Below are 24030 nucleotides of genomic sequence, written 5' to 3' on the forward strand. Positions count from 1 at the left end.
CTCAGAAAGGATTTTTTCTATGATCATCTTAACTCTGGACACGAAAAAATGTATGTCCTCCCTGCTTCTCTCAGAAGCCTTCGACCAGTTCTCCTTCATCGAGGGCGAGATCACGACCTTTGGAAAATTCACCATGGACGGCTACCTGCAGAAGGATTTCTTCGAGGAGCCACCGCGGCAGACCTACGCCCTCTGGAGGGATCTCCGGCCCTACTGCTTCTCCCTCATAAAGGGAAAGCGCACGCCTCTTGGCTTCCGGTTCATCTTCTCCCTGTCCGGCGAGGACATTCTTGCCCTCCTTGAAGAGCATAGTCTGGACTTCACGCCCCAGGAGATACAGGGGCTCTTCCTGAACTTCCGCTTTGACGGCACGCGCCTTACCTGCACCACGGGAGTGTCTGTCTCCAAATTCACGCTGGACAAATCTCTGGAGCAGACCTGGGACAAATGGGCACAGACCTTCTTCGCAGGCCTTCACATCCCCTTTGAGTCTGAGCTCTGAAAAGGGCTCCAAAAAAGGACTGCGCTCTTATCCGCGCAGCCCTTATGTATCATTTTCCAGTCCTGTTTTTTGCAGTCACATGCAGTCCCGATTTCTTCTGTACTCTTTCCTAGCCCTTCAGCCTCTCTGTGAAATCAGCCATTGCCTCCGAGATCTTGATCTGCTGGGGACAGACTGCCTCGCAGCTCCTGCATCCGATGCAGGCGGAAGGTCTCTTGTCCTCCGGCAGCGTGGCCACCACCATGGGTGCGATAAATCCGCCTCCTGTGAAGCAGTGTTCGTTGTAGAGCTCCAGGATCCTGGGAATATCAAGGCCCTGCGGGCAGTGGCTCACGCAGTAGTGGCAGGCCGTGCAGGGAAGAACGATCTTCTTCACCATGTCGTCCGCAATGCCAAGAAGAGTGTCCATCTCCTCCTTGTTCAGAGGCTTATCCTCCTCAAAGGTGGCGATATTTTCTATCATCTGCTGCTCGTTTGACATGCCGGAGAGGGTCACCTTCACCTCGGGCATAGTCTGCAGGAACCGGAACGCCCATGCCGGGATGCTCTCCTCCGGGCGGAGCGCTTTCAGCTTCTCTGTCGCCTCATCGTCCAGCTTCGCCAGAGATCCGCCCCGCAGCGGCTCCATCACCCACACAGGAATGTCATACTCTTTCAGCAGCTCCATTTTCCCTTTCGCAGCCTGGAAGGTCCAGTCCAGGTAGTTGAGCTGGATCTGACAGAACTCCATATCCTTGCCGTACTTTTCCAGGAACCGCTTCATCACGTCATAGTTTCCGTGAGCGGAAAATCCCAGATGGCGGATGCGTCCGTTTTTCTTCTGCTCCATGAGATATTTGTGGATGCCGTGGGACTCGTCCAGGTAGGCGTCAATGTTCATCTCGCACACGTTGTGGAAGAGATAGAAGTCAAAATATTCTGTCTGGCACTTTTTCAGCTGCTCCTCAAAAATCTCCTCCACCTTGTCCATGTTGGAAAGATCGTAGCCCGGAAATTTATCTGCCAGGTAAAAGCTCTCTCTCGGGTATTTTGAGAGGACACGCCCCATCACCAGCTCGGATGTGCCGTTATGATAGCCCCAGGCGGTGTCGTAGTAGTTCACGCCGTGATCCATGGCGTACCGCACCATCTCCGTTGTAGCCGCCTCGTCCACCTTCGAGTCATCGCCGTCAATGACAGGAAGTCTCATACAGCCCATCCCTAAGGCGGACAGCTTTAAGTCTTTGTAATCTCTGTAAATCATCCTTGTTCACTCTCCTTCTCTTCATTTCAGTCATTCTACATAAAAGTATCAGGGAACTATATTTTATTATAATTCCCTGATACAAAAACCGCAAATACTTAAATGCAATAGCTTATTATACTTATTTTCTATACATTTTTATATGCCTTTTTTTGCCTACTTTGTCAGCAGCATCATGATATCGTTGCTCCTCTGCACGAAGGCGGTCATCTCCTCCGGAGTCAGCGGCTTGTGGGCCAGCATGGCCATGTCGTAGAGCTGCTTGCAGATGACAGGCGTATTCTCATTGTCCCCGTGCTCTGCCACAAACTGTACGAGAGGATGATTGGCGTTCAGAGTCAGTGTGACCTCGCTGCCAAACATGGACGGATCCATCCCCGCCATGCCGTACATCTTCATCATCTCCTGCATGCGGCGGCTCTGCTCGGACAGGGTGATCATGGAGGCTACCTTGTCATCTTTGAGCTTCTCCACCTTCACGTTCAGCTTGTCGTTTTCCATAACCTTGCGGAAGGTCTCCACAAGGGAGTCTGTGGTCTTCTGGAAGGCCTCTTTCTCCTCCTCCTTCACTTCCTCCTTGGCATTGTCCGTGATATCCGCGTCAATGCGCTGGAACTGGAGGTTCGGATTTCTCTGCTCAAGCTGCGTGATGAAGGGTGAGTCAATGTTGTGGTTTAAGATCACCGCATCCTGTCCCTGGTTCCTGAACATGTTGATGTACTGGCTCTGCTGCTGCTCGTCGGACACATAGTAAATGGTGGTCTTGGGCTCCTCTTTCTTCTCCTCGCCCTCCTTTGGCTCCTCTTTTTCCGCCTTGGGATCAATCAGCTTTCCGCCGTTCTCCTCCACGCACTCTTTCAGCGTCAGGTACTTGTGATCCAGGTTCTTAAAGAGGATGTAGTCCATCATCTTGTCGCAGAATTTCTCGTCCTTCAGGCAGCCGAACTTGATGAAGGGGCTGATGTCATCCCAGTATTTCTCGTAGTTCTCCTTGTCGGTCTTGCACATGCCGCTTAGCTTGTCGGCAACCTTCTTGGAGATGTAGTCCGCGATCTTGTTTACAAATCCATCGTTCTGGAGCGCGCTTCTCGATACGTTCAGCGGCAGATCCGGACAGTCGATGACACCCTTCAACACCATCAGGAACTCCGGGATGACCTCCTTGATATTGTCCGCGATGAACACCTGGTTGTTGTACAGCTTGATGGTTCCCTCGATGGAGTCGTACTCTGTGTTGATCTTCGGGAAGTACAGGATACCCTTCAGGTTAAATGGATAGTCCATGTTCAGGTGGATCCAGAACAGAGGCTCCTTGTAGTCCAGGAATACCTTCCGGTAAAACTCTATATAGTCTTCCTTTGTGCACTCATTTGGATGCTTTGTCCACAGAGGCTGGGTGTCGTTGATTGGAACGGGACGCTTGTTGATCTTAACCTTATCTTTGGCCGGGGAGACCTCAACCATCTCTTTCTCACCGTTCTCATTTTCCTTCTCCTCCATCTTGGCGTCCTCGTGGATGCGCTCTACGATCACGTCGTCATCCTTAAGATCCGCCTCATCGATGGTCTCGTACTCCTGCTCCGCGTTTGCCTTCTCCAGGAAGATCTCAACCGGCATGAAGGAGCAGTATTTCTCCAGCACCTCACGCACCTTATACTCGTTGGCAAACTGCAGGCTGTCCTCATTTAAGAAGAGTGTGATCTCTGTTCCCACCTGCTGACGGTCGCCGTCAGACATCTCGTACTCTGTGCCGCCGTCGCTTGTCCAGTGTACCGGAGTGGCTCCCTCCTGGTAGGAAAGTGTATCGATGTGAACCTCGTCAGCCACCATGAAGGCGGAGTAAAATCCCAGTCCGAAGTGGCCGATCATGTCATCCTCTGTTGTCTTGTCCTTATATTTCTCCAGGAACTCTGTAGCGCCGGAGAAAGCGATCTGGGTAATGTACTCCTCCACCTCGCCGGCTGTCATGCCCACGCCATTGTCGATAAATTTCAGCGTCTTCTCCTCAGGATTTACAACCACATGGATCTGGGGCTTATAGCCGTCCGGAAGCTGATACTCTCCCATCATATCCAGCTTTTTCAGCTTGGTGATGGCATCACATCCGTTGGAGATCATCTCACGGACAAAGATATCGTGGTCTGAGTAGACCCATTTCTTGATAATAGGAAATATGTTTTCACTGCTGATAGACAGACTGCCTTTTTTTGCTTCCATTTATATCACTCCTTAAATTCCAATCTGTTTTGCGCGGAACAAAAATCCGCACCCTCTGCATGTTATGATAATACCCGAAATTGCAAATGTCAATAAAAAATTAGCACTCATCAAAAATGAGTGCTAATAGCTTTGTTAAATTTATAAACTTTCTATAAATTCTGTCCTTCTCACTACTCTACGCTCTTCAAAGACTCCACCATGTCGATCTTCTTCAGCTTGAAGTACATCACCCAGTTGACGAACATGGAGAACCCGAGCGTGAACAGGAAGCTGTACAGATAGCTGGTAAGATCAATCACCCTGCCAAACATGACGTCATCCACCTCCACGGTGACGATGACAAACTGGAGCAGCACCCAGCCAAGGATCATGCCCGCCACCGCTCCGATGAAGGTGAGCAGCACATTTTCCCTGTACACATAGGCCGCCACCTCTGTGTCATAAAAGCCAAGCACCTTGATGGTGGCCAGCTCCCGTTTTCTCTCTGTGATGTTGATGGTGTTCAGGTTGTAGAGGACAATGAAGGCCAGCATGCCTGCCGAGATGATCAGCACCACGATGACCAGGTTCAGGCTTCGCAGCATGTCGTCAAGCTGATCCTCTATGCTGGAGGTGTAGCTGACATTCAGTACATTGCTGTTTCCCAGAAGGCTGCTTCCCACCTTCTCGATCTGGTCCTCCTGCCCCTCCTTCACTTTAATCAGGACGCCGTTGTACTGAGCCTGTTTCCCGAACAGCTCTTCATAGTAGTCCGGGGAGAGGTAGAGATAATGCCCCATATAGTTCTCGCAGATAGCCCCAATGGTCACTTCCTTCTCGCCCATGTCGTCGTCCTCCAGCGTCACCGTATCCCCCGGCTCCACACCGAGCACATCCGCCGCCTTCTCTGTCAGGATGGCCTCATCCTCCTGAAGAGAGTAGACGTCCGGCTTTGTCCTGCTGTGGAAATCCAGGAAGTTCCCTACATCATCCAGGCTTTCCGGCACGGTCAGATACACTTCCTCCGTCACATCCCCTGCCGTCACCTCCAGATTCTGCATGCGCACCATCAGCTCATCGCTGACAGCCGACTCATCCCGGACGCTGTCCGCGATCTCCTCCTTGTCTTCAGGGGAAAGACCCGCATCAAAGTACACTGCCGCGTCGTAGGTCTGGATGCTGCTGTACTGAAGCTCCGGAATGACAAAGATACAGTCCTTCAGCCCGAAGCCCACCACCATCAGGGCCATACAGCCCCCGATGCCGAACACGGTCATGAAAAATCGCTTCTTGTACCGCACCAGGTTCCGGATGGAAGATTTCCATGAGAAGTTCAGATGCTTCCAGATGATCTTCACCCGCTCCAGAAGGATGCGCTGCCCCTGCTTCGGCGCAGGGGGTCTCATGAGCTGGGCCGGCACGGACGCCAGCTCCCGGTAGCACGAGAAAATGGTGGCCGCCAGAGTGCACAGCACAGCGATCAGCGTGGCCTGCACGGCATAGCTCAGGTGATAGGGCACAAGGATATCCGGTATGTGCTGGTACATGATCTTGTATGCGTAAATGATGATCCAGGGGAACACCTTCTCCCCGAACAGGACGCCAAGGACGCTTCCGCCCAGAGTGGCTGTCAGAGCGTAGGCTATGTATTTCCCGGCAATGGAGAACTTGCTGTATCCGAGGGCCTTCAGAGTACCGATCTGTATCCGCTGCTCCTCCACCATCCTGGTCATGGCTGTCAGGCTGATGAGGGCCGCCACAAGGAAGAACACAGCCGGGAACACCTGGCCGATGGCCCGCATCCGGTCCGCGTTATCCCCGTACCCGTCGTACTCGGAGAGAGCGCTGCTGCGGTCCTGTATGTACCACTTTGGATTTTCAATCTTGTCGATCTCGGCCTGGGCGTCCGCGATCTCCTGCTTCGCCTCCTCGAGCTGCCGCTCTCCGTCGGCAATCCGGGCCTCTCCGTCAGCGATCTCCTGGGCTGCCTGGGCAGCTCCCTTTTCGTAATCGGACCAGCCATCCTGGATCTCCTGCTCACCCGCGGCCAGCTTTGCCTTGCCGCTGGCAAGCTCACTCTCCTGGCTGCTTATGAGCGCCCATGCGTCGTCAATCTGAGCCTGTCCCGCGTCGATCTGCTGTTTGGACGTCTCCAGTGTCTGCCGGCCGGCCGCAAGCTGAGCCTTCCCGTCCGCGATCTGCTGCCCGGCATCGTTCAGAGCCTGTTCTCCGGCAAGGAGGGTCTGCTCCCGGGCAAGGAGCTCCTCCATTTTCCCCTGCAGTCCGGCCACTGCTTCCCGGGCGCTCTCATAGACGTAACCCTCTCCCTGTTCTGCCAGGGCGTCAAGAGCCTGCTGTTCCACAGCCTCGGCATAAGCAAGACTCTGGGTCTTCTCGGCCTGCCGGGCTTGCAGCTTCTCCGCTTCACCGGGCCAGGACTCTAAAAACTGCTTCTGCTCCTCCGTTCTTTCGCTGTCCTTGATCGCTTTGTATTCCTCATACTTTTTCTCCCCTTCATCCAGAGCATTGGTGATTTCCTCAAGCTCCTTCTCTAAGGAAGAAAGCTGATCCGCCAGCGTCTCCATTTCAGAGATGGACGTTGTCAATGCGTCCTTCCCCGCCGCGATCTCCTGTTTCCCCTGCTCTATGAGGGGCATCTGCTGGGCATACTGGGCCAGGTACTGCACCTCCGACGCGTCCAGGTCCGCCTGCTTTTGTTCCAGCTGGGCCATGCCGCTCTCGTACTGCGCCCTTCCGCTGTCCAGCGCCGCCTGCTGGGTATTCAATTCCTCCTTGCCTGCGGAGAGCTGAGCCTCCCCGTCGGCGATCTGCTGCCTGGCTGCGTCCATCTGAGCCTGGGCATCCTCCAGGGCCTTCCGGGCGTCCGCAAGCTCCCGGGCTGCCTGGCTGCGCCCTTCCTCCAGCTCAGTCCGGGCATCTGCCAGCGTCTGGCTCTCCTCGTCCACTGTGGCCTGGGCGTCCCCAAGCTCCGCTTCCGCCTCGTCCACGATCTCCTGCCGGCGGGCCCGGCATCTCTCGTCCTCTATCTTTTCCAGGGCGTCCACAGCAGCGTCTGTCAGAGAGGTATAGCCGTCTGTAAAGGCGACCTCCCCGGCAGCGTCTGTCACCCGCACGTAGATTTCAGAAAAGACATCCATACAGAAGGAGTCAGGATCCACAGCGATAAAGCCGCTGACCTCACCGTTCCCGATGGTGCTGCTGCCCCTCCCAAAGGAAATATAGAGGGGGCTGTTCCCTATCCCCACAATCTCAAAGGTGTCTGTTGTCAGGCTGTCCTCCAGAGGATCCTCACTTCCGGAGGAGAGGGTAATGATGTCTCCCACCCCGTAGCCTGACGAGAGGGCAAACTCCTCGTCCAGGAGGCACTCTCCCTCCTTCTCCGGGAGCCGTCCCTCGCTCACCTGGATATCATTGAAATGCTCCTGCATGGCCATGACATGGACCACCTGCTCTGTGTCCCCCGTATCGCACAGGGCGTCCACGCTGTAGCTCCCCTCCGCCAGCTCAATGCCGTCCACATCCTCTATGGCCTCCACATCCTCCTCCGTCAGCCCCAGCGTTCCCATGACCTTGATGTCCATGAGATGCTCCTTGTCAAAATAGGCGTCGCCGGAGATGCGCATGGAGGGCTCCGAGGAGCGGATGCCCGCATAGAAGGCGACCCCCAGCGCCACTATGAGAAAAATGGAGATAAAACGTCCCCAGGATTTTCGGATTTCCATAAAGAAATCCTTGCGCAACATATTTTTCTTCATATAACCCCTACCATTCTATCGTCTCAACCGACACCGGATGCGGGTTGATCTCTATACTCTCCGCCTTGCCGTTCTTGATCCTTATAATCCGGTCCGCCATCGGCGCGATGGCGGAATTGTGGGTAATCAGGATCACTGTCATCCCCCTCTGACGGCAGGTATCCTGCAAAAGCTTCAGGATTGCTTTTCCCGTATTGTAGTCAAGGGCGCCTGTCGGCTCATCACACAGGAGAAGCTTGGGATTTTTCGCCAGAGCTCTGGCGATGGAAACTCTCTGCTGCTCACCGCCAGAGAGCTGAGCCGGAAAGTTATCCAGCCTCTCCCCGAGTCCCACATGCTCCATAACTTCCCTGGCGTCCAGCGGATCCTTGCAGATCTGAAGAGCCAGCTCCACATTCTCAAGAGCCGTCAGATTCGGGATTAGATTGTAGAACTGAAAGACAAAGCCTATGTCATCCCTGCGGTAAGCGGTCAGCGCCTTTCCCCTGTACTTCGTGATATCCTGCCCGTCGATCCACACCTCGCCGCTGGTAGCCGTGTCCATACCTCCCAGGATATTCAGGACCGTCGTCTTGCCGGCGCCGCTGGGCCCTACCACCACGGCGAACTCTCCTTTTTCTATGTCAAAGGATATGCCGTTGGCCGCCGCGATATCCACCTCACCCATGTGATAGATTTTCTTTACATCCCTCAGAGACACGAATTCTGCCATATATGTATCCTCCTAATACGAGCCGGTATACCTCTGCTTATATAGTGCTATTATAACACCGGAGAGGAGGATTGTACTATCCGAAAAAGGAAGTTTATAAGAATTTTAGAATAGATTTTTAAAGGGCGGCGAAAACGGAAGAAGCCGCCCGGCGCAGTGTCCGCGCCGAACGGCTTCTTCCGTTGCACAATCTGATTTTTCTTAGGCCTTAGCCAATCCCTCCGTTGACTGCCCCCAGGATAAACACCGCGATGGTGAGGATGCAGAACACGTATTTATAGAGGGGGTAATACCACCTGCCGATGGGCCGCTTGCGGCCCGTGGACACCGCATCCTCCACCGCTTTTCTTCCCCAGACCCAGGCGAACATAATGCCCGCAAGTCCTGCTCCGAGAGGGCAGATATAAATGGATACGAAGTCCATCCACTGGGAGACGATCCCCTGGATGCACACTGAGACAACCGCCCCCACCACCGCAATGGCAATGACCGCCTTTGCCCGGCCAAACCTCAGGTTGTCCTGGAGCGTGGCCACCGGGGCCTCATAGAGGTTGACAAGGGAGGTCAGCCCGGCAAAGAGGGCTGCCAGGAAAAAGATGAACATGACGATCTGCCCGCCCGGCATGGTGGAGAACAGATGGGGGAGGGAGATAAACATGAGCCCCGGCCCGCTCTCGGAGAGCACCGCCCCTGTGGTGGCCATGGCCGGGATGATGACCAGAGCCGCCAGCATGGCCGCGCAGGTGTCGCAGATGGCCACTGTGATGGCAGAGCTCACCGTGTCCTCCTTGTCCGACAGATAGGAGCCGTAAATGATCGTCCCGTTTCCAGCCAGAGATAGGGAGAAGAAGGACTGCCCCAGGGCAAACACGTACAGCATGGGATCCTTAAAGGCCTCCGGCCGGATGGTGAACATCCATCTGTAGCCGTCCGCCGCGCCGGGCTGCAGGGCTACGTAGACTGCCAGGCCGATAAAGAGCACGTAAAAAACAGGGATCATGATCTTGTTCGCCTTCTCAATGCCGCTGCTGATGCCCGCCGCCATGATGACAAATGTAACTGCCAGGACAACGATCAGCCACAGGTTGTTTCCAAAGGCGCTGGCCATCTGCCCGAAGGCAGCCCCGAATTCGTCCACACTTTCATGGGCCAGGGCTGATCCGGTGACGCTTCCGATCATATACCTGACGATCCAGCCCACCACTACGGAGTAGCCGATGGCCAGAGCCAACGCCCCCAGCATGGGGATGGCGCCTATGGCCCGCCCGATATTTCTCCTGCTCTCTCCCCTTGACGCGCAGGCCGTCCCGAAGGCCTCCACAGGGCCGGAGCGCACGGCGCGTCCAAAGCTCATCTCCCCGACCACGCCGGAAAATCCCAGCAGCACGTCAAAGATCAGATACACGACCAGAAAGGAGCCTCCGTAGGCTGCCATCCTGTACGGAAAAAGCCAGATATTTCCCATTCCCACCGCGGAGCCTACACAGGCCAGGATAAACCCGGTCCTGGAGTTCCACCAGTCTCTCTTCTGTGTTCCGTTTGCATTTGCCATAATCTTTCTCCTTCTCATTCCCAGGCGCCTGCCGCCTTTTTATCCCGCAGACAAAGAAGGCCGCCGCGCCCTGTGGATATACCGCCGGCACAGCGCCTTCTGTAAAAGCAAGTTGCCTATTCTGTCTGTGTGTTCTTTTTCTCTGTCATAAGGCTCATCAATCGTATTGATAATAGCTCATATAATCCTCTGACCCAATAGTCTGGCTGGGCGTCAGCTCCAGATCCAGATCCTCGTCCGCATTGACGATCACAGTTCCCTCCGGCAGCACTGCATTCAGGTAGGAGCTCTCTGTCACAGAGGAGTCTGAGATCCAGATGTACAGCGTCTGAAGCTCATTTCCATCCTCATCGTAGACCGTGATCTCCGGAGAGCCATAGCCGGAGGCCGCTCTGATGTCATACACACCTGCCGGGAAATCATCTCCCGCTGTCACCGTCTGCCCGCCTCTGATAGACACGCTCTCTGTCAGAGGATTGGCCTGGCCGCCCATCTGGCCTGTCTGGGCATTGTCCGCCGACAGAGTCAGATAGCCGTCTCCCGATACAGTGACCACCGCGCCTGTGTAGAGGCGGATGTCGTCAACCTGCGTTGTATCCGCATCCAGGGACTCATAGAGATAAATCCCGTTCTCGCTGTCATCGACAGACAGGGAGATGTAGTCCTCACCGGAGCTATCCGCCACATAGGTTCCCTCCGGTATATGCACGCCCACCACGTAGTCGCCCTGGGAGAACTGCTGGGAATAGCTCTCCCCCTCTGCCGGGATCTCCCTGGTCACATAGGCGTAGGGATCGTACTCATAGTCATCACTGTAGCTATAATCGTAGGATGAATAGGAATTGCTCTCATATTCTTTCTGACTTATGTACTCTCCCAGAAGAGGAGGTACCACGGCGATCAGCACTACAAGGATGATAATGACAATGGCTATTTTCTTTCCTCTGGCCCTCCTGGCCCGCCCTTCCTGCGCAGTGTAGGTATTGTAATATCCGCTCCTCCCCCTGGTTCCCCAGGTTCTCTGCGCGCCGCCACGGGACTGTGTCCGTCCGGCCTGGGAGCGTCCCGTCCCGCTCTGTGTCCGCTCTGCCTCTGACGCGGCCCTGCCGGCGCCCCCCGTTCCGACCCCGGACTTTCTCCGGGTGTCCCGATCCGCGCTTCCGCTGTAGTACTCCGACTTGGTATGCACATGGGTCAGCGGCTGTCCGTCGCAGCTGCTCTGATTGACATGATAGTGCTTCTCTGATTTATTGTTGTCCAGCCCGCACTCTGTGCATATGTTGTTGCTGTCCAGCTTTCCCCCGCAAAGGCTGCACCGCTCTCTGAAAAACATGCTCCCGCCCTCCTTGCCATCTTTGTCTGACAAAACTGTACCTTACCAAGGAGTATACCATACCGGAGCCGTTTTTGCACCCTTGCCCGGTTAAAATTTTCTGCCCACAAGGTCATCCAGACTGATCTCGAAAACATCTGCCATTTTGCAGAGTGTAAATATGTCCGGCATCCGCTTGCTGTGTTCATATGAAGAAAGGGATGTCCTGTCCACCCCTATCTTTGTTGCAAGCTGCCGCTGCGTCATATTCTTTTCTTTTCGGAGCAGGCGTATCCTCGCTCCCACACAGTATTTCCCCACTCTCGTTCTCACAGGTTTTCCTCCAGGTTCTCTTTCATGTCTCGGATCATACGCCGGATGATCTTCAGCTGGGCGCCGTCAAGCTGTTCCAGCTCCTCCGATATCTCGCCGAGGTAAATGCTCCCTGAGTCCTCCAGACTGTCACAGAGAAGATGGTCTGTCGTTGTACCCAGGGCATTGGCCGCCTTCACGACAAAGTCCAGGCTCGCCTTTGTGCTGCCGTTCTCCACGTGGCTGATGTGGGGAATGGAATACTCGATCTCATAGGACAGGTCCTGCTGGGACATATCTCGCATCTTCCGTATTTCTTTTAGTCTCTTCCCAAGCATTTTGTAATCCATTTATCTCTACCTCCGGCGCTTGTACATTCATTTTATTAGAAAGCGTTTTCTTTTAACATGCACCTAAGAGATACTTGTATGCATATGCTTTAAAATGAAGTCAAAAAAATCTCCACTGGGCTCAATGCATAAATAGTATTGAAATCGCCAGTGGAGAATTCCCTGTTCCTATTTTTGATAATGTCTGATCCGATCTTCTATTCTTATTCCGAGCAGAGCCTTTCCATCTGCCCGATCACGTCCGCGGTGTCGTACTCGTCCGCCATGACTACCAGGCTGTCCCCGGGATAAAGCCTGGTACTCCCCCTGGGGATCAGCTCCCTGTCACCTCGCTTTACAGCCACAAGCAGACTCTCGCGGGGCCACTCCAGCTCCCGCACCAGTTTCCCCGCCGCGTCGGAGCCCTGGCTCACCACAAATTCCCGCAGCACCTTCTCGCCGCTCTCCTGCAGGGGCTCTCCCCTTTTCTTGAGAAGATTGGCAAGGAGGCTCTCGTAGATGGGCTTTGACCGCATCAGCGTGGCCACGATATAGGCGCATATGGACACCACTGCCAGGGAAAAGAGCTGGCTCACAGTCCCTGTCATCTCAAAGATCAGAATGATCCCGGTCAGGGGAGCCCGCACAATAGCCGTAAAATAGCCCGCCATGGCAAGGAGGACAAAATTGTTCAGATAGAGGAGGTCTATACCGAAGATCCAGTTCCCCGCCTGGGCGAAAATGCCGCCGATAAAGGCTCCGATAATGAGCAGCGGAAAAAAGATGCCCCCCGGAGCCCCGGAGCCAAAGCTCACCGCCGAGAAGAGAAAGCGGCCGACCAGCAGGAACGCCATAGTCCCGGCGGCCATCCCGCCCGCTGTCAGCTCCTCCACCAGACTGTGCCCCGTCCCCAGAAGCTGAGGCGCCGCAAGCCCGAGAGCGCCTGCCAGCAGGAAGGGAATCAGGATCTTTCCCGCCGTGGAGAGCCCCGGTATGCGGCTGTACAGAGACTGGACCTTCAAGGTGAACCAGTTGTAGAACACGCCCAGGAAGCCCAGCACGACTCCCAGAAGGACGAGAAGCCCATAGTACTCCAAAGGCAGCGTCTCTGTCAGCGTAAACTGAAAGACCGAGTCCGTCCCCAGCACAGCCGTGCACAGAAAGTCCGCCGTGAGTGAGGCTGACATGACCGACAAAAGCACAGACACCGAGAAATTCCTGTGCACCTCCTCCAGGGAGAACATGACGCCAGCCAGCGGCGCATGGAAAGCCGCGGCCAGGCCGGCGCTGGCGCCGCAGGTGAGAAGATACCTCTCCTCTGTCTTTCCTCTGTCCAGATACCGGGAGGCTCCTTTTCCCACCATGGCCCCGAGCTGTATGGACGGGCCCTCCCGCCCCAGGGCCAGGCCGCCCAGGATACATAAGAAGCCGCCCACGAACTTGGCCGGCAGCACCCGCCACCATGTCTGATCGATCTTTCCGATCATCTCCCCCTCCAGCTGGGGGATTCCGCTGCCGGATATGAGAGGTTCAAAGTCCACCAGCTTTGCCACGAGAATAGCCAGAAGGGCCAGCACTCCAAACCACAGAAGGATCCACAGAGGCCTTCCCTCTATAAAATTCAGGATCATCTGCAGCCACCGCCCGGCGTTTTCCAGAAGTATCCTGTAAAGCAGCACCACAAGGCCGGCGATACCGCCCACGATGATGCCCTCCCCGATCAGAATGACCTGAAAGCGCTCCGCCCGCCGGATCGTTGCTGATATGTCTTTGTTATTTTCATTCATCGTCTCATTCCTCCGGAGACAATTCTACCATATCAGAGGCGATTTTGCACTTGCTTTACTCTTTTCCCCGTCCCGCATCTTCTCCGCAGCGCGTCCGCCCCCAGAAGAACCGCCGCAAGGAGAGAAACCGCAAGGCCCGCCGCCTTCCCCGGCGCGTCATAGCGGATCTCGATCCGGTGGCTGCCGGCCTGCGCCCGGGCTCCCAGGAACCCGCCGCTTACCTGGCTTACTTCCGCCTCCTGCCCGTCTACAAGAACCGTGAAATGTTCGTCAAAGGGAATGGATGTGATGAGCCAGCCGTCCTTTTCCAGCGTATAGCTGCCGGTCAGCGCGTCTCCGTCCCCTGTCAGCTCCAGCCCCGCGTCGCTGTATTCCTCCTGGGATGGGCTCTCCCCGGCGCTTCCGTACCAGGCCTCCACGCCGGATATTTCATAGCTGCCCTCCCCGAACGTGATCTCCACCGAGGACTGCCCCTCCCGGAGCGGGCATACAAAGTAGAAGACCTGATTTTGATTGTCGTAAGCGTAGCCCCGGGAGGCGCTCTGCTTGTTCGTCTCCCCGTTTACCGAGACAGACACATCCCGGCGGGGATGTTTATTTTTTACCTGAAAGCTGAGGAAGAGGTACTGGTCCCCCTCCTGTCTGTCCTCCAGCGCGATCTCCCTTGTCTCCCCTTCGGAGGTCACCTCGTAGTCTCCCGCAAGAAAGGCCAGCTCCGCCTCCCTCGTCCGGCAGGAAGCAGAGACAGTGTCCTCATCCCCTGCCGCCGCCACGGTCAGGAGGGCCAGGAACTTCTCCGGCCAGGACAGCTTCTCAAAGGTGTCCGCGGAGATGACCTGGTCTGTCACGTAGCCGATGGGAGCCACATCCTGGTTTTCGTATATTCCCACAGTTCCCACCTGGCCTGTCTTCTCGTAGCCCTCCGGCACCTGGGTCTCATCGTCCTCTCTCACCAGCAGGTATTTCACTCCCATGAGCTGCAGAAAGACCGGATTTTCCGTGGACTCCTGCATGAGCCCGTTCCTGGCCGGGCGGGCCAGATGGAGGATCTCCTCCCGGAAGGTCTCGTAGGCGCTGTTTCCCACAGAGGAGTACAGGGTAGTCAGATTCTGCCCCTCCGTCAACACCTGGTTGTCGGCAGCCTTCTCCTGCTCTCTCGTGCCCCGCACCTCCATCCTATAAAATCCGCTGTCCTCACTTCTCACCTGACAGGCCGCGTCCGCCAGGTCCTGATCCTGGAATTCCTCCATCCAGGCGGCCTCCACCTGGCTTTCCCTGGCAAAGAAAATCTGAACGCAGGCGAAGCAGGCCATGACCGCCGCAAGCCCGGCGCACACAGCCCTCCTCCAAAGCTTTACCCCGGCCAGGAACAAAAGAGCGCAGAGCAGAAGATCCGCCCCAAGCAGCATCTTCACCCGGTCCGGCACGCCGCTTTGGACGCTTCCCAAAAGCAGGACAAGGGCCGCCAGGCCGTAGCCTGCCAACAGCTTTTTCCTGGCGATAATGCCCCGGCGGAAGTATCCGAAGAAGGCCGCCGCCAGATAAGAGACCAGGGGCAGGAGCGGGATAAACGCCTTGGCCCGTATGTAAAGCCCGCCGTTCAGGATATAGGAGGCCGCCGGCACAAGGAGGAGCAGGCAGACGCAGGCCGCCATGTATTTCTCACGGCACCGGCGGTAAAAGAGACTGACGCACAGGACAACCGCCGCCATGGCTGTAAGCCCCATCCCATAGGGAGAGTAGAGGAGCTTCAGCGGATTGCCCTCCGGCAGGAGAAGGTCCGTCAGGCTGTAGCTGTTCTCCTCGCTCCTGCCGCCCAGCATGGCGAGACACATGGGCACCAGGTAGAAGAAGGACAGAAGTCCCCCGAAGAAGGCGGGATAAAACTGTCTCCACAGGGAGCGTATGAGGACAAGGGGAGAGGACGCCCACTCCTTCTTCCACCCGCACAGGCCGTAGACAAGGAGAGCCGCCACGCCGCCCACGGCAAAGTAAAAGCTGGTCAGCACCATCAGGAAGGTCCCCGCTGTCAGGAGCCCGTATTTTCCCCTGCTCACATACCTGTCATAGCCCATGAGTGTCAGAAGCAGGAAGGGCATGTAGCTGACAAACATGATCTGCATGGAGGTGTGGTACACCATGGGGCCTGACAGGATCAGAAGAAGCGCGCCGAAAAAGCTGTCCTCCTGTCGGAAATGGCCGTTTTTCAGCCAGGTATAGCACAGAAGTCCGGAGCTGATCCAGGTCAGCAGCATGACTGCCTGGACGTAGTCCGCCATGTCCACAAAGGGCAGGAGAAAAGACAGCAGATACAGAGGATTGTAGAGCCCGTAGTAGGCGAAATTCCATATGTTCTGCCCTCCCCCCAGCTCCATGGCAAAGTCCGGCCAGAGATTGCCTGTCTCATAGAATTTCTGGCGGAAATACTCCGGGAACACAATGTGCTGGGAGAGCCAGTCCGTCTCAGATCCGGCCAGATACCCTCCGCATATTTTCATCAGAAAGAGAAGGATCGGTATGGCTGTAAGTATCAATGGAAACAAAATTTTCCTGCTGCTTTTCATCTTCCTCATCGCTGGAACTCCTTAAGATATAGATTGGTCTGTCTTTGATCTCCGTGTAGGCCCGGGCCAGGTACTGTCCCATGATGCCCATGCACAGAAGCTGAACGCCGCCTATAAAAATGATGGCGCACATCATGGCCGGCCACCCGGCTACCGGATCGTGCCAGATGAGATTTTTGATCACAAGAAAAAGGATCATGACAAAGGCCACGCCGCACAGAAGTATTCCCCCGTAGGAGGCCACGGACAGAGGGATGGTGGAAAACCCGAGTATGCCGTCCAGGGAATACCGCAGCAGCTTGGCCACGGACCACTTGGTGTCCCCCGCCGCCCGCTCCACATTGTGGTAGGGGAGCCACTTTGTCTTAAAGCCCACCCAGCCGAACAGGCCCTTGGAAAACCGGTTTTTCTCACTCAGGGACAGGAGGGCATCCGTCATCTTCCGGTTCATCATCCGGAAATCCCTGGCGCCCTCCTCAATCTTTACCTTTGAGAGTTTGTTGATGCATTTATAGAAGGAAGCGGACAGGAAGGAGCGGATCCTTGCCTCCCCGCGGCGATCCTCCCGCCGGGTGGCCACACAGTCGTACTCTCCCTTCTTCAGCGTCTGGAACATAAGGGGAATATACTCCGGGGGATCCTGGAGATCCGCGTCCATGACAGCCACATAGTCCCCCGCGGCCGCCTGAAGGCCGGCGTACATAGCCGCCTCCTTGCCAAAATTTCTGGAGAAGGCAAGGTACCTGAAATTCTGACTCCTGCGGTGGAACTGCTGCAGCAGCTCCAGCGTGCCGTCCGAGGACCCGTCGTCCACAAAGATCAGCTCTACCTTCGCAGTCTTCATCCTGTCAATGATATCCTCCATTGCCTTTATATAAAGGGGAAGGACCTCTTCTTCGTTGAAACACGGCACAACGATACTGATAAGCGGTTTTTTCTCTTCAAGCATAAAAAAAGACTCCTTTCCACTTGAGGCCCCTTCGGGGCCTCTGCCTTATCTCCAAACCAGTCTAAACTGAATTTGTGATAATTCGTGGAAAGAAATCTTAAAATTTGTTGAAGATTTGCTAAAGGTTCTCTTTCATATTTTGCCGGACACACTCATAAATTTCCTCTATTGCATACAGGGGAAGATTGATGAGCCAGTCCTCTTTCTTATAATCCGCCATGGATGTGCGGACGGAAATCTCAGGATAGAACCTGTCGCGGAAGGTCTTCAGGCTCTTTGCTTTCAAATTTGCCTCCGCCTTCACCTCCACAGGCACAGCCATCTCTCCGGTATCAATGACAAAATCCACCTCACAGGATCCACGGTCATTCGTGTAGTAATAGCCTGCTTTGGGGAATTTACAGCGTCTCCACAAACCGCATGAATGCCTTCCGGCCGTCCTCAGTGCACTTGTAGACGCCTGCGTCCTCCAGCACGTGAGTGAAGACGATGCCTGTCTCCTCCTTCAGGATATCCATTACATTGTCCCTTGTGATGCTGTCGTATTTTGGCAGGAAGGAGTCCACCCAGTCGGCGTGCCCCGCGATCTTCTCGTTGGAGCGGATGTCCCCTCCCTCCACCATGTAGTCCGCCAGGATCTCCAGCTCCTCCTTCAGCCTGGAGGGAAGAACAGCCAGGCCCATAACCTCGATCAGACCGATGTTCTCCTTCTTGATGTTGTGGTACTGGGCGTGGGGATGGTATACGCCCAGAGGATGCTCCTCTGTCGTAATATTGTTCCGCAGCGTCAGATCCAGCTCGTACATGTCTCCCTTCTTTCTGGCAATGGGAGTGATGGTGTTGTGGGGCGTGCCCTCTGTCTCGGCGAAAATGAAGGCTTCCTCGTCCGTGTAGCCTCTCCATGCCTGGAGCACGTGGTCTGCCAGGTCGATGAGCCGCTTCTCATCCGCGTGGCGGATGCGCAGGACAGAGAGAGGCCACTTCACGATGCCCGCCTCCACATCCTCATAGCCGGGGATAGTGACCGGGATCTCGATGGGCGCCTTTGCCATGGCAAAGGTGTAGTTTCCGCCCTGGAAGTGGTCATGGCTTAAGATGGAGCCGCCCACGATGGGGAGATCCGCGTTGGAGCCCAGGAAATAGTGGGGGAACTGCTTCACAAAGTCAAACAGCTTGATGAACGCGTTCCGGTCGATCTTCATGGGCACATGCTGGCCGTTGAACACGATGCAGTGCTCGTTGTAGTATACGTAGGGGGAATACTGGAAGCCCCACTTGCTGTCGTTGATGGTGATGGGGATGATGCGGTGGGTCTCCCTGGCCGGGTGGTTGGCGCGCCCGGCGTACCCCTCATTCTCCATGCAGAGCTGGCACTTGGGATAGCTGCTGGCCTTGGCCGCCCCCGCCGCCGCGATGGCCTTGGGATCCTTCTCGGGCTTGGACAGGTTGATGGTGATGTCGATCTCGCCGTAGGGGGAGTCCACCTTCCACTTCATATCCTTCTTCACACGGTAGCGGCGGATGTAGTCGCTGTCCTGGCTGAATTTGTAGAAAAATGCCGTGGCCGCCTCCGGGGATTTCTCATACTCCTCCCAGAAGGTCTTCTGTACCTGTGCCGGCCGGGGCAGAAGGCAGTTCATCAGCTTCGTGTCAAAGAGATCCCGGAAGACCACGCTGTCCTCCACAAGTCCTCTGGCCACAGCCTCGTCCAGCAGCTCCTTTAAGATCTGCTCCAGATCCAGCTCCTCGCCCTCGATGGACACGTCCTCGTAGTCGTCCTCCTTAAACAGCTCCAGCAGCAGGTTGGTGGTGTAGATCCTCTCGCACTCCGGTGTCAGTCCTGTCCGGATACCGTACTCCACAAGCTTCTTTATATTTTTATATAACATTCCCTTTTCCTCCTAAATACAGGCTCTCGCCCTCTCTGTGACATTCTATGACAGACGGTGGGCCCCGTCTCCGATCTCAACTACATAGAACTCCGCCGTCTTGTGGCACTTGTCCTGGTAGCCCTTTTTCACGGTCTCGATAAATGTATCCACCGCGTCATTTTTTACAATGCTGACTGTACAGCCGCCAAATCCGCCTCCTGTGATGCGGGAGCCGATGACGCCGGGCACGCTCCAGGCCAGATCCACCAGCACGTCGATCTCCTCGCAGGACACTTCATAATCGTCCCGCAGAGAGATGTGGGACTGGTTCATGTATTTTCCGAACTGCTCTACATTGCCCTCCTTCAGCGCCGCCTCGGCGTGGATAGTCCTCTGGTTCTCGTACACCGCATGCTTTGCCCGCCTGCGGCAGACATCCTCCCTGATGGCGTCCTTGTGAGCCTCGAACTCCTCCTCTGTCAGATCTCCCAGGGTGCCGATATCCACCACCTTCTTCAGATCCTCCAGGGCTCGCTCACACTCGTTTCTCCTGTCATTGTAGGCAGAGTCCACAAGGCTGTGCTTTACCTTGCTGTTGGTAATAACGATCTTGGCGTCCTCCAGCTTCACAGGCGCGTACTCGTACTTCAAAGTATTGGTATCCAGGAAAATGGCATGATCCTTTTTGCCCATAGCGCTGGCAAACTGGTCCATGATCCCGCAGTTGCAGCCGTTAAAGTTGTTCTCTGAGTACTGTCCGATCTGGGCGATCTCCACCATGGATACCGGGAAATCATACAGATCCTTCAGCATGGTCCCTGTCAGAACCTCCAGGGAAGCGGAGGAGGACAGGCCGGAGCCATTGGGGATGTCGCCGCAGATGGCGATGTCCAGTCCACAGTCCATCTCATAGCCTCTGCCCTTGAAGGCCCACATCACGCCCTTTGGATAGTTGGTCCAACCGGCCTTCTTGTCCGGCACCAGCTCATCCAGACTGGTCTCGATGACGCCCAGATCCTTAAAATTCATAGAGTAGAAACGGATCTTTCGGTCCTCCCTCTTTCTGGCCGCTCCGTATGTACCGATGGTCAGCGCGCAGGGAAAGACATGTCCACCGTTGTAGTCGGTGTGCTCTCCTATGAGGTTGACACGGCCCGGGGCGAAATACATGCGGATGTCTCCGCCGTCGCCGTATTTTTCCTTAAAGACACTCAACACTTTCTCTTTCATTTCCACATACACCTCTCTCTTTTTTTATAATTATAATAGGGTTTCCCTTTAAAAACTATAAGGATAATGGTAGAAACTATAAAAATATTGCGCTTTTCCTCAATCAATCAGGCCCAGGTGCTTCATGGCCTGCCAGATGCCTTCCTCCTCCACCCTGGGAGCCACATATTCAGTCCAGGGATCCAGCACCTTGTCGTGCTTTCCCATAGCGATCCCATGGGCCCCGTACTGGAACATAGCCAGGTCATTGCTGCTGTCCCCGAAGACGTAGGAGCGTTCCCGGCCCAGGCCGAAGTACTTCAGAATGTACTCGATGATCGTCCCCTTGGAGTAGCCCTTCACGATACACTCGTAGGTATTGTCCCCCCGGTCCAGGATCTCCATATAATCGGTAAGGAAATCAAAAAACTCCTCCTTTTTGCTCTCCTTGTCCGTGTAGGCAAAGATCTTGTCAAAGGGACAGCCGCCCTGCTCGATGTATCTCTCTACTCCCAGTCCCCTGTTCTTCATGTATCTTCTGGTATTCTCCAGACTGTCGAACCTGGATACCCGGGAGGAGAAATACACATCCTCCATCCCCTCGTACAGAGCGTCCACCCTGCACTTTTCCGCCATCCTCACGATGGAAGCGGCGGCCTTCGCGTCCAGGTGCTCCTCAAAGATCACCCGGTCCTGGTACTCCGCATAGATGCCGCACCCGCAGAGAATGCCGTCCACAGGAAGTCTGCGGATCTCGGGCGGCACAGAGCAGGCTGTCCGGCCGGTGTTGATAAAGACCAGATGCCCCTTCCTTCTGGCCTCCTCCAAAGCGTGTACAGCGCTCTCCGGTATCGTCCTAGTGACCTCGCTCAGCAGGGTGCCGTCTATGTCAAAAAATAAAACTGCTCTCTCCATTTTTCTCTACTCCTCTTGACTTTTCCGCGGCCGCGCGGCCATTGGCACTTTTTGCCGGCTTTGCGGCCGTCTCTATTGTAGCATGACGGGAGTGGTTCGTAAATGCTGTTTCCTCTTGACATTTTGTCCGGCTTCGGACTATAATACTTTTGTCCGGTTTCGGACTAACTTTATCTTTACATGATTTCACAAGGAGGGATGGCACTATGACAGAAAACAGAAAATCTTTGGAGAAATATTACAATCTCTGGCAGGAGACGACCGTCCTGTACGAGCGATGGGCCAGACGCCGGGGACTGACCTACAACAGCCTGACAGTCCTGATAGCCGTCGCGGGCAGCGCTCCCGCATCCTGTACCCAGAAGACCATCTGCCAGGATTGGGCCCTCCCCAAGCAGACCGTCAACACAATATTGAAGGATTTTGCGAAGAAGGGCCTTCTGGAGCTTGTCCCCGTGGAGGAGGACCGGCGCAGCAAGGCCATACGGCTCACAAAGGAAGGGCAGTTCTTCTGCGAGAGCACCCTGGCGGACCTGAAAAGACTGGAGCTTTTTATCATGGAGCAGATGGATCCCGCCCTTGTGGACGCCATGATCAGCGGAATGGATCTGTTCTGTCAATATTTTAGGAAAGGAATGGAAATGGAATATGAAGCTTTATAGAGAATTTTTCAGCTATGTAATCCCCTCGCTCCTGGCCTTCGCCCTGTCCGGCGTCTACTCCATCGTGGACGGCTTCTTTGTGGGAAACAGCATCGGCGACGCCGGGCTGACCACCATCAACATCGCCTACCCGGTGGTGGCTCTTCTGCAGGCCGCCGGCACCGGCATCGGCATGGGCGGCGCCGTGCACTACTCCATCCGTCTGGCCTCCGGGAAAAAGGAGGAGGCAAAGCGCTACACAGACGGCACAGTAGTCCTTCTGCTGGCCGCCTCCCTCGTCTCCACTCTCGTCTTTTACCTGGCCGCCCCGGCTGTCCTGACAGCCCTGGGCACCTCCGGACAGATTCTGGAGCTGGGGATCTCCTACCTGCGGATCATCGTCCTCGGCTCTGTGTTCCAGATCTTCGGCACCGGCCTGGTCCCCCTGATCCGCAACATGGGAGGCGCCTTCTACGCCATGATGATCATGGTGGCTGGCTTTCTCACCAACATTGTGCTGGACTATGTGTTCGTCTGGCTTCTCCACGAGGGGGTGGCGGGAGCGGCTCTGGCCACCCTCATCGGCCAGGCAGTGACCATGGCGGGAGGACTGCTCTTCTTTCTGCGCCGAGGCGTGTCCTTCCACCTGGTCCGCTCTGTCTTCTCCCGGGAAAGGGTGAAGGGGCTGCTGACCGGCATCCTGAAGATTGGGCTGTCCCCCTTCGGGATCACCTTCTCCCCCAACATCACGATCATTCTCATGAACCGTTTCCTCATGGACTACGGCGGGGAAAAAGCGGCTGCCTGCTACGCCTGCATCGTGTATGTCATCGTCATCGTGTACCTTCTGCTTCAGGGCGTGGGCGACGGCTGCCAGCCCCTCATCAGCAGATACTACGGGGAAAACCATCTGAAAAATATGAAAAAGGTGTGCAGCCTTGCCTACATAAGCGGCGTCTGCATAGCAGCCGCCTGCATGGTCCTCATCTTCCTTGGCCGGTATCAGATCGGAGGACTCTTCGGGGCCTCGGATCTGGTCCGCGCAGAGGCCGGCCAGGTGCTTCCCCGCTTCCTTGTCAGCCTCATTTTCCTGGCCCTTGTGCGGGTCACCACCTCCGCCTTCTACGCCACGGAGAAGACGCTCCTGTCCTACATCCTGGTGTACGCGGAGCCGGTATTCCTCTTCCTGCTCCTTCTTCTGCTGCCAAGGATGGCCGGGCTCAGCGGCGTGTGGCTGAGTATTCCTCTTGCCCAGTCGCTGACTTTTGTGACAGCGCTTGTCTGTAGGCTTTGGGTGTCATCCCGAAGCTCCTCCGGAATACCCGGTTAAAATAGGAAAGGTTGTTAAAGCCTGTATCCAGGGCAATGTCCGTGATGCTGGCCTCCTCCCCGGCCAGCCTGCCGGCGGCGATCTCCATCCTGTACTGGTTCACGTACTCCACGCAGGTCATATTCATGTGCTGCTTGAAAAACCGCATAAAATAGTACTCGCTGAAGTGACAGACCCCGGCCAGCTCGGCCACGCTCAGGGGACGCTGATAATTTTCCTTTATATACTGGAGAACCGTCCGGAGCTTTTCAATGACCTCCCGGTTCTCCTGTTTTTTTCTCTCAAAGGGAACCTGCCTGTACAGAAGGAGCAGGATCTCCAGAAGTCCGGCCTTCACCTCCAGCTCATACCCCTCCTCCCTTTTGGCAAAGCTCTCCTTTAGCCTGTCAAACAGCCTCTCCATCCTCTCAGAGAACTCCGGACTGCTGCCCTTTGCCCTCATCACCGGAGGAAAGCGGATCTCTCCCTTCTCCACCGGGGCAAGGTACTTCACCCCGCAGGCATCCGCCCTGCCTCCCAGCAGGGAGGGATGGAAGACAAAGCTGTCGGTCTCCAGCAGCCTCGTCTTCCCCTCCGGTATCCCGTGGAGCATCCCTGACGGCAGAAAGAGGAAATCCCCCTCCCCCACCTGGCAGGGCTCCAGGTCAATGAGATAGGTGCAGCTCCCCCGGCGTACCCGTGTGATCTCAAACTCCTCGTGCCAGTGTACCGGAAGGCCCGCCAGTCCCGCCGGGTAGACGCAGTGATAATAGTCCGCCGGGAACAGGCTGGTCCCGTGATGGCGCTTCTCAAGGTACTGTCTCTTTTCCTCCATATCTTTTCCTCCA

Annotated in this window: 19 protein-coding genes; 3 read left to right on the forward strand and 16 right to left on the reverse strand. The window is 55.6% G+C overall.

The genetic code is table 11. The features are described from left to right. Positions 1-19 precede the first annotated feature (19 nt). Entirely contained in the window at positions 20-502 is a 483-nt protein-coding gene (locus NI21_RS0111895; protein WP_033126403.1) for a DUF5721 family protein, read from the forward strand. Between the two features lie 109 nt (positions 503-611). Here NI21_RS0111895 and NI21_RS0111900 read toward each other — a convergent pair whose 3' ends face one another. The 15 genes from NI21_RS0111900 to NI21_RS0111970 all read right to left on the reverse strand — a co-directional run bounded on the left by NI21_RS0111900 (position 612) and on the right by NI21_RS0111970 (position 21232). Next, entirely contained in the window at positions 612-1745 is a 1134-nt protein-coding gene (locus NI21_RS0111900) for an aldo/keto reductase (RefSeq protein ID WP_033126404.1), read from the reverse strand. 156 nt (positions 1746-1901) lie between these two features. Beyond that, a complete protein-coding gene (gene htpG / locus NI21_RS0111905) occupies positions 1902-3962 on the reverse strand; it encodes a molecular chaperone HtpG (protein WP_033126405.1) in 2061 nt (686 codons plus the stop codon). A gap of 173 nt (positions 3963-4135) precedes the next feature. Then, positions 4136-7687, reverse strand: a complete 3552-nt coding sequence (locus NI21_RS0111910) for an FtsX-like permease family protein (RefSeq protein ID WP_347562477.1) — start codon at positions 7685-7687, stop codon at positions 4136-4138. Positions 7688-7727: 40 nt separating this feature from the next. Then, complete coding sequence (locus NI21_RS0111915; RefSeq protein WP_033126407.1) at positions 7728-8432, reverse strand: ABC transporter ATP-binding protein; 705 nt, start codon at positions 8430-8432, stop codon at positions 7728-7730. A 208-nt stretch (positions 8433-8640) separates the two neighbouring features. Next, positions 8641-9984 (reverse strand): sodium-dependent transporter, encoded by a 1344-nt coding sequence (locus NI21_RS0111920; RefSeq protein ID WP_033126408.1) that lies wholly within the window; start codon positions 9982-9984, stop codon positions 8641-8643. A gap of 157 nt (positions 9985-10141) precedes the next feature. Continuing rightward, on the reverse strand, positions 10142-11317 hold the full coding sequence (locus NI21_RS0111925) for a hypothetical protein (protein WP_033126409.1): 1176 nt from the start codon (positions 11315-11317) through the stop codon (positions 10142-10144). Positions 11318-11407: 90 nt separating this feature from the next. Beyond that, a complete protein-coding gene (locus tag NI21_RS0111930) occupies positions 11408-11629 on the reverse strand; it encodes a helix-turn-helix domain-containing protein (RefSeq protein ID WP_052084085.1) in 222 nt (73 codons plus the stop codon). Beyond that, on the reverse strand, positions 11626-11958 hold the full coding sequence (locus tag NI21_RS0111935) for a helix-turn-helix domain-containing protein (protein ID WP_033126410.1): 333 nt from the start codon (positions 11956-11958) through the stop codon (positions 11626-11628). Before NI21_RS0111935 ends, NI21_RS0111930 begins: the two co-directional genes overlap by 4 nt. 203 nt (positions 11959-12161) lie before the next feature. After that, positions 12162-13724, reverse strand: a complete 1563-nt coding sequence (locus NI21_RS0111940; protein WP_033126411.1) for a ClC family H(+)/Cl(-) exchange transporter — start codon at positions 13722-13724, stop codon at positions 12162-12164. A gap of 32 nt (positions 13725-13756) precedes the next feature. Next, the gene (locus NI21_RS0111945) at positions 13757-16297 is read right to left on the reverse strand and encodes a YfhO family protein (protein WP_081958067.1); all 2541 of its coding nucleotides are present in this window, start codon (positions 16295-16297) and stop codon (positions 13757-13759) included. Continuing rightward, entirely contained in the window at positions 16188-17237 is a 1050-nt protein-coding gene (locus NI21_RS0111950) for a glycosyltransferase family 2 protein (protein WP_033126413.1), read from the reverse strand. Before NI21_RS0111950 ends, NI21_RS0111945 begins: the two co-directional genes overlap by 110 nt. Before the next feature lie 118 nt (positions 17238-17355). Further along, positions 17356-17652 carry a hypothetical protein gene (locus tag NI21_RS0111955; protein WP_242842858.1) on the reverse strand — a complete coding sequence of 99 codons (297 nt, stop codon included), beginning with the start codon at positions 17650-17652 and terminating at the stop codon, positions 17356-17358. After that, positions 17636-19126 carry a UDP-glucose--hexose-1-phosphate uridylyltransferase gene (galT, locus tag NI21_RS0111960; RefSeq protein ID WP_033126414.1) on the reverse strand — a complete coding sequence of 497 codons (1491 nt, stop codon included), beginning with the start codon at positions 19124-19126 and terminating at the stop codon, positions 17636-17638. Before galT ends, NI21_RS0111955 begins: the two co-directional genes overlap by 17 nt. A 45-nt stretch (positions 19127-19171) precedes the next feature. Continuing rightward, positions 19172-20338 carry a galactokinase gene (locus NI21_RS0111965; RefSeq protein WP_033126415.1) on the reverse strand — a complete coding sequence of 389 codons (1167 nt, stop codon included), beginning with the start codon at positions 20336-20338 and terminating at the stop codon, positions 19172-19174. A gap of 99 nt (positions 20339-20437) precedes the next feature. After that, complete coding sequence (locus tag NI21_RS0111970; RefSeq protein ID WP_033126416.1) at positions 20438-21232, reverse strand: Cof-type HAD-IIB family hydrolase; 795 nt, start codon at positions 21230-21232, stop codon at positions 20438-20440. 206 nt (positions 21233-21438) lie between these two features. Here NI21_RS0111970 and NI21_RS0111975 point away from each other — a divergent pair, with 206 nt between their 5' ends. Both NI21_RS0111975 and NI21_RS0111980 read left to right on the forward strand, forming a co-directional pair. Continuing rightward, entirely contained in the window at positions 21439-21894 is a 456-nt protein-coding gene (locus tag NI21_RS0111975) for a MarR family winged helix-turn-helix transcriptional regulator (RefSeq protein ID WP_033126417.1), read from the forward strand. After that, the gene (locus NI21_RS0111980) at positions 21881-23203 is read left to right on the forward strand and encodes an MATE family efflux transporter (protein WP_033126418.1); all 1323 of its coding nucleotides are present in this window, start codon (positions 21881-21883) and stop codon (positions 23201-23203) included. The genes NI21_RS0111975 and NI21_RS0111980 overlap by 14 nt, the downstream gene beginning before the upstream one ends. Here NI21_RS0111980 and NI21_RS16550 read toward each other — a convergent pair. Continuing rightward, entirely contained in the window at positions 23094-24017 is a 924-nt protein-coding gene (locus NI21_RS16550; protein ID WP_081958068.1) for an AraC family transcriptional regulator, read from the reverse strand. The two genes, NI21_RS0111980 and NI21_RS16550, sit on opposite strands and share 110 nt — an antisense overlap. Between the last annotated feature and the right edge of the window lie 13 nt (positions 24018-24030).

The organism is Eubacterium sp. ER2 (assembly GCF_000765215.1).
GTDB classification, from domain to species: Bacteria; Bacillota; Clostridia; order Lachnospirales; family Lachnospiraceae; genus Claveliimonas; species Claveliimonas intestinigallinarum.

Bases quoted from the DNA above. Each gene is read 5' to 3' on its own strand.
- NI21_RS0111975 (WP_033126417.1), top strand. From the start codon at position 21,439: ATGACAGAAAACAGAAAATCTTTGGAGAAATATTACAATCTCTGGCAG.
- NI21_RS0111910 (WP_347562477.1), bottom strand. From the start codon at position 7,687: ATGGAAATCCGAAAATCCTGGGGACGTTTTATCTCCATTTTTCTCATA.
- htpG (WP_033126405.1), bottom strand. From the start codon at position 3,962: ATGGAAGCAAAAAAAGGCAGTCTGTCTATCAGCAGTGAAAACATATTT.
- NI21_RS0111895 (WP_033126403.1), top strand. From the start codon at position 20: ATGATCATCTTAACTCTGGACACGAAAAAATGTATGTCCTCCCTGCTT.
- NI21_RS0111950 (WP_033126413.1), bottom strand. From the start codon at position 17,237: ATGCTTGAAGAGAAAAAACCGCTTATCAGTATCGTTGTGCCGTGTTTC.
- NI21_RS0111935 (WP_033126410.1), bottom strand. From the start codon at position 11,958: ATGGATTACAAAATGCTTGGGAAGAGACTAAAAGAAATACGGAAGATG.
- NI21_RS0111940 (WP_033126411.1), bottom strand. From the start codon at position 13,724: ATGAATGAAAATAACAAAGACATATCAGCAACGATCCGGCGGGCGGAG.
- galT (WP_033126414.1), bottom strand. From the start codon at position 19,126: ATGTTATATAAAAATATAAAGAAGCTTGTGGAGTACGGTATCCGGACA.
- NI21_RS0111925 (WP_033126409.1), bottom strand. From the start codon at position 11,317: ATGTTTTTCAGAGAGCGGTGCAGCCTTTGCGGGGGAAAGCTGGACAGC.
- NI21_RS0111900 (WP_033126404.1), bottom strand. From the start codon at position 1,745: ATGATTTACAGAGATTACAAAGACTTAAAGCTGTCCGCCTTAGGGATG.
- NI21_RS0111980 (WP_033126418.1), top strand. From the start codon at position 21,881: ATGAAGCTTTATAGAGAATTTTTCAGCTATGTAATCCCCTCGCTCCTG.
- NI21_RS0111915 (WP_033126407.1), bottom strand. From the start codon at position 8,432: ATGGCAGAATTCGTGTCTCTGAGGGATGTAAAGAAAATCTATCACATG.
- NI21_RS0111970 (WP_033126416.1), bottom strand. From the start codon at position 21,232: ATGGAGAGAGCAGTTTTATTTTTTGACATAGACGGCACCCTGCTGAGC.
- NI21_RS0111920 (WP_033126408.1), bottom strand. From the start codon at position 9,984: ATGGCAAATGCAAACGGAACACAGAAGAGAGACTGGTGGAACTCCAGG.
- NI21_RS16550 (WP_081958068.1), bottom strand. From the start codon at position 24,017: ATGGAGGAAAAGAGACAGTACCTTGAGAAGCGCCATCACGGGACCAGC.
- NI21_RS0111945 (WP_081958067.1), bottom strand. From the start codon at position 16,297: ATGAGGAAGATGAAAAGCAGCAGGAAAATTTTGTTTCCATTGATACTT.
- NI21_RS0111965 (WP_033126415.1), bottom strand. From the start codon at position 20,338: ATGAAAGAGAAAGTGTTGAGTGTCTTTAAGGAAAAATACGGCGACGGC.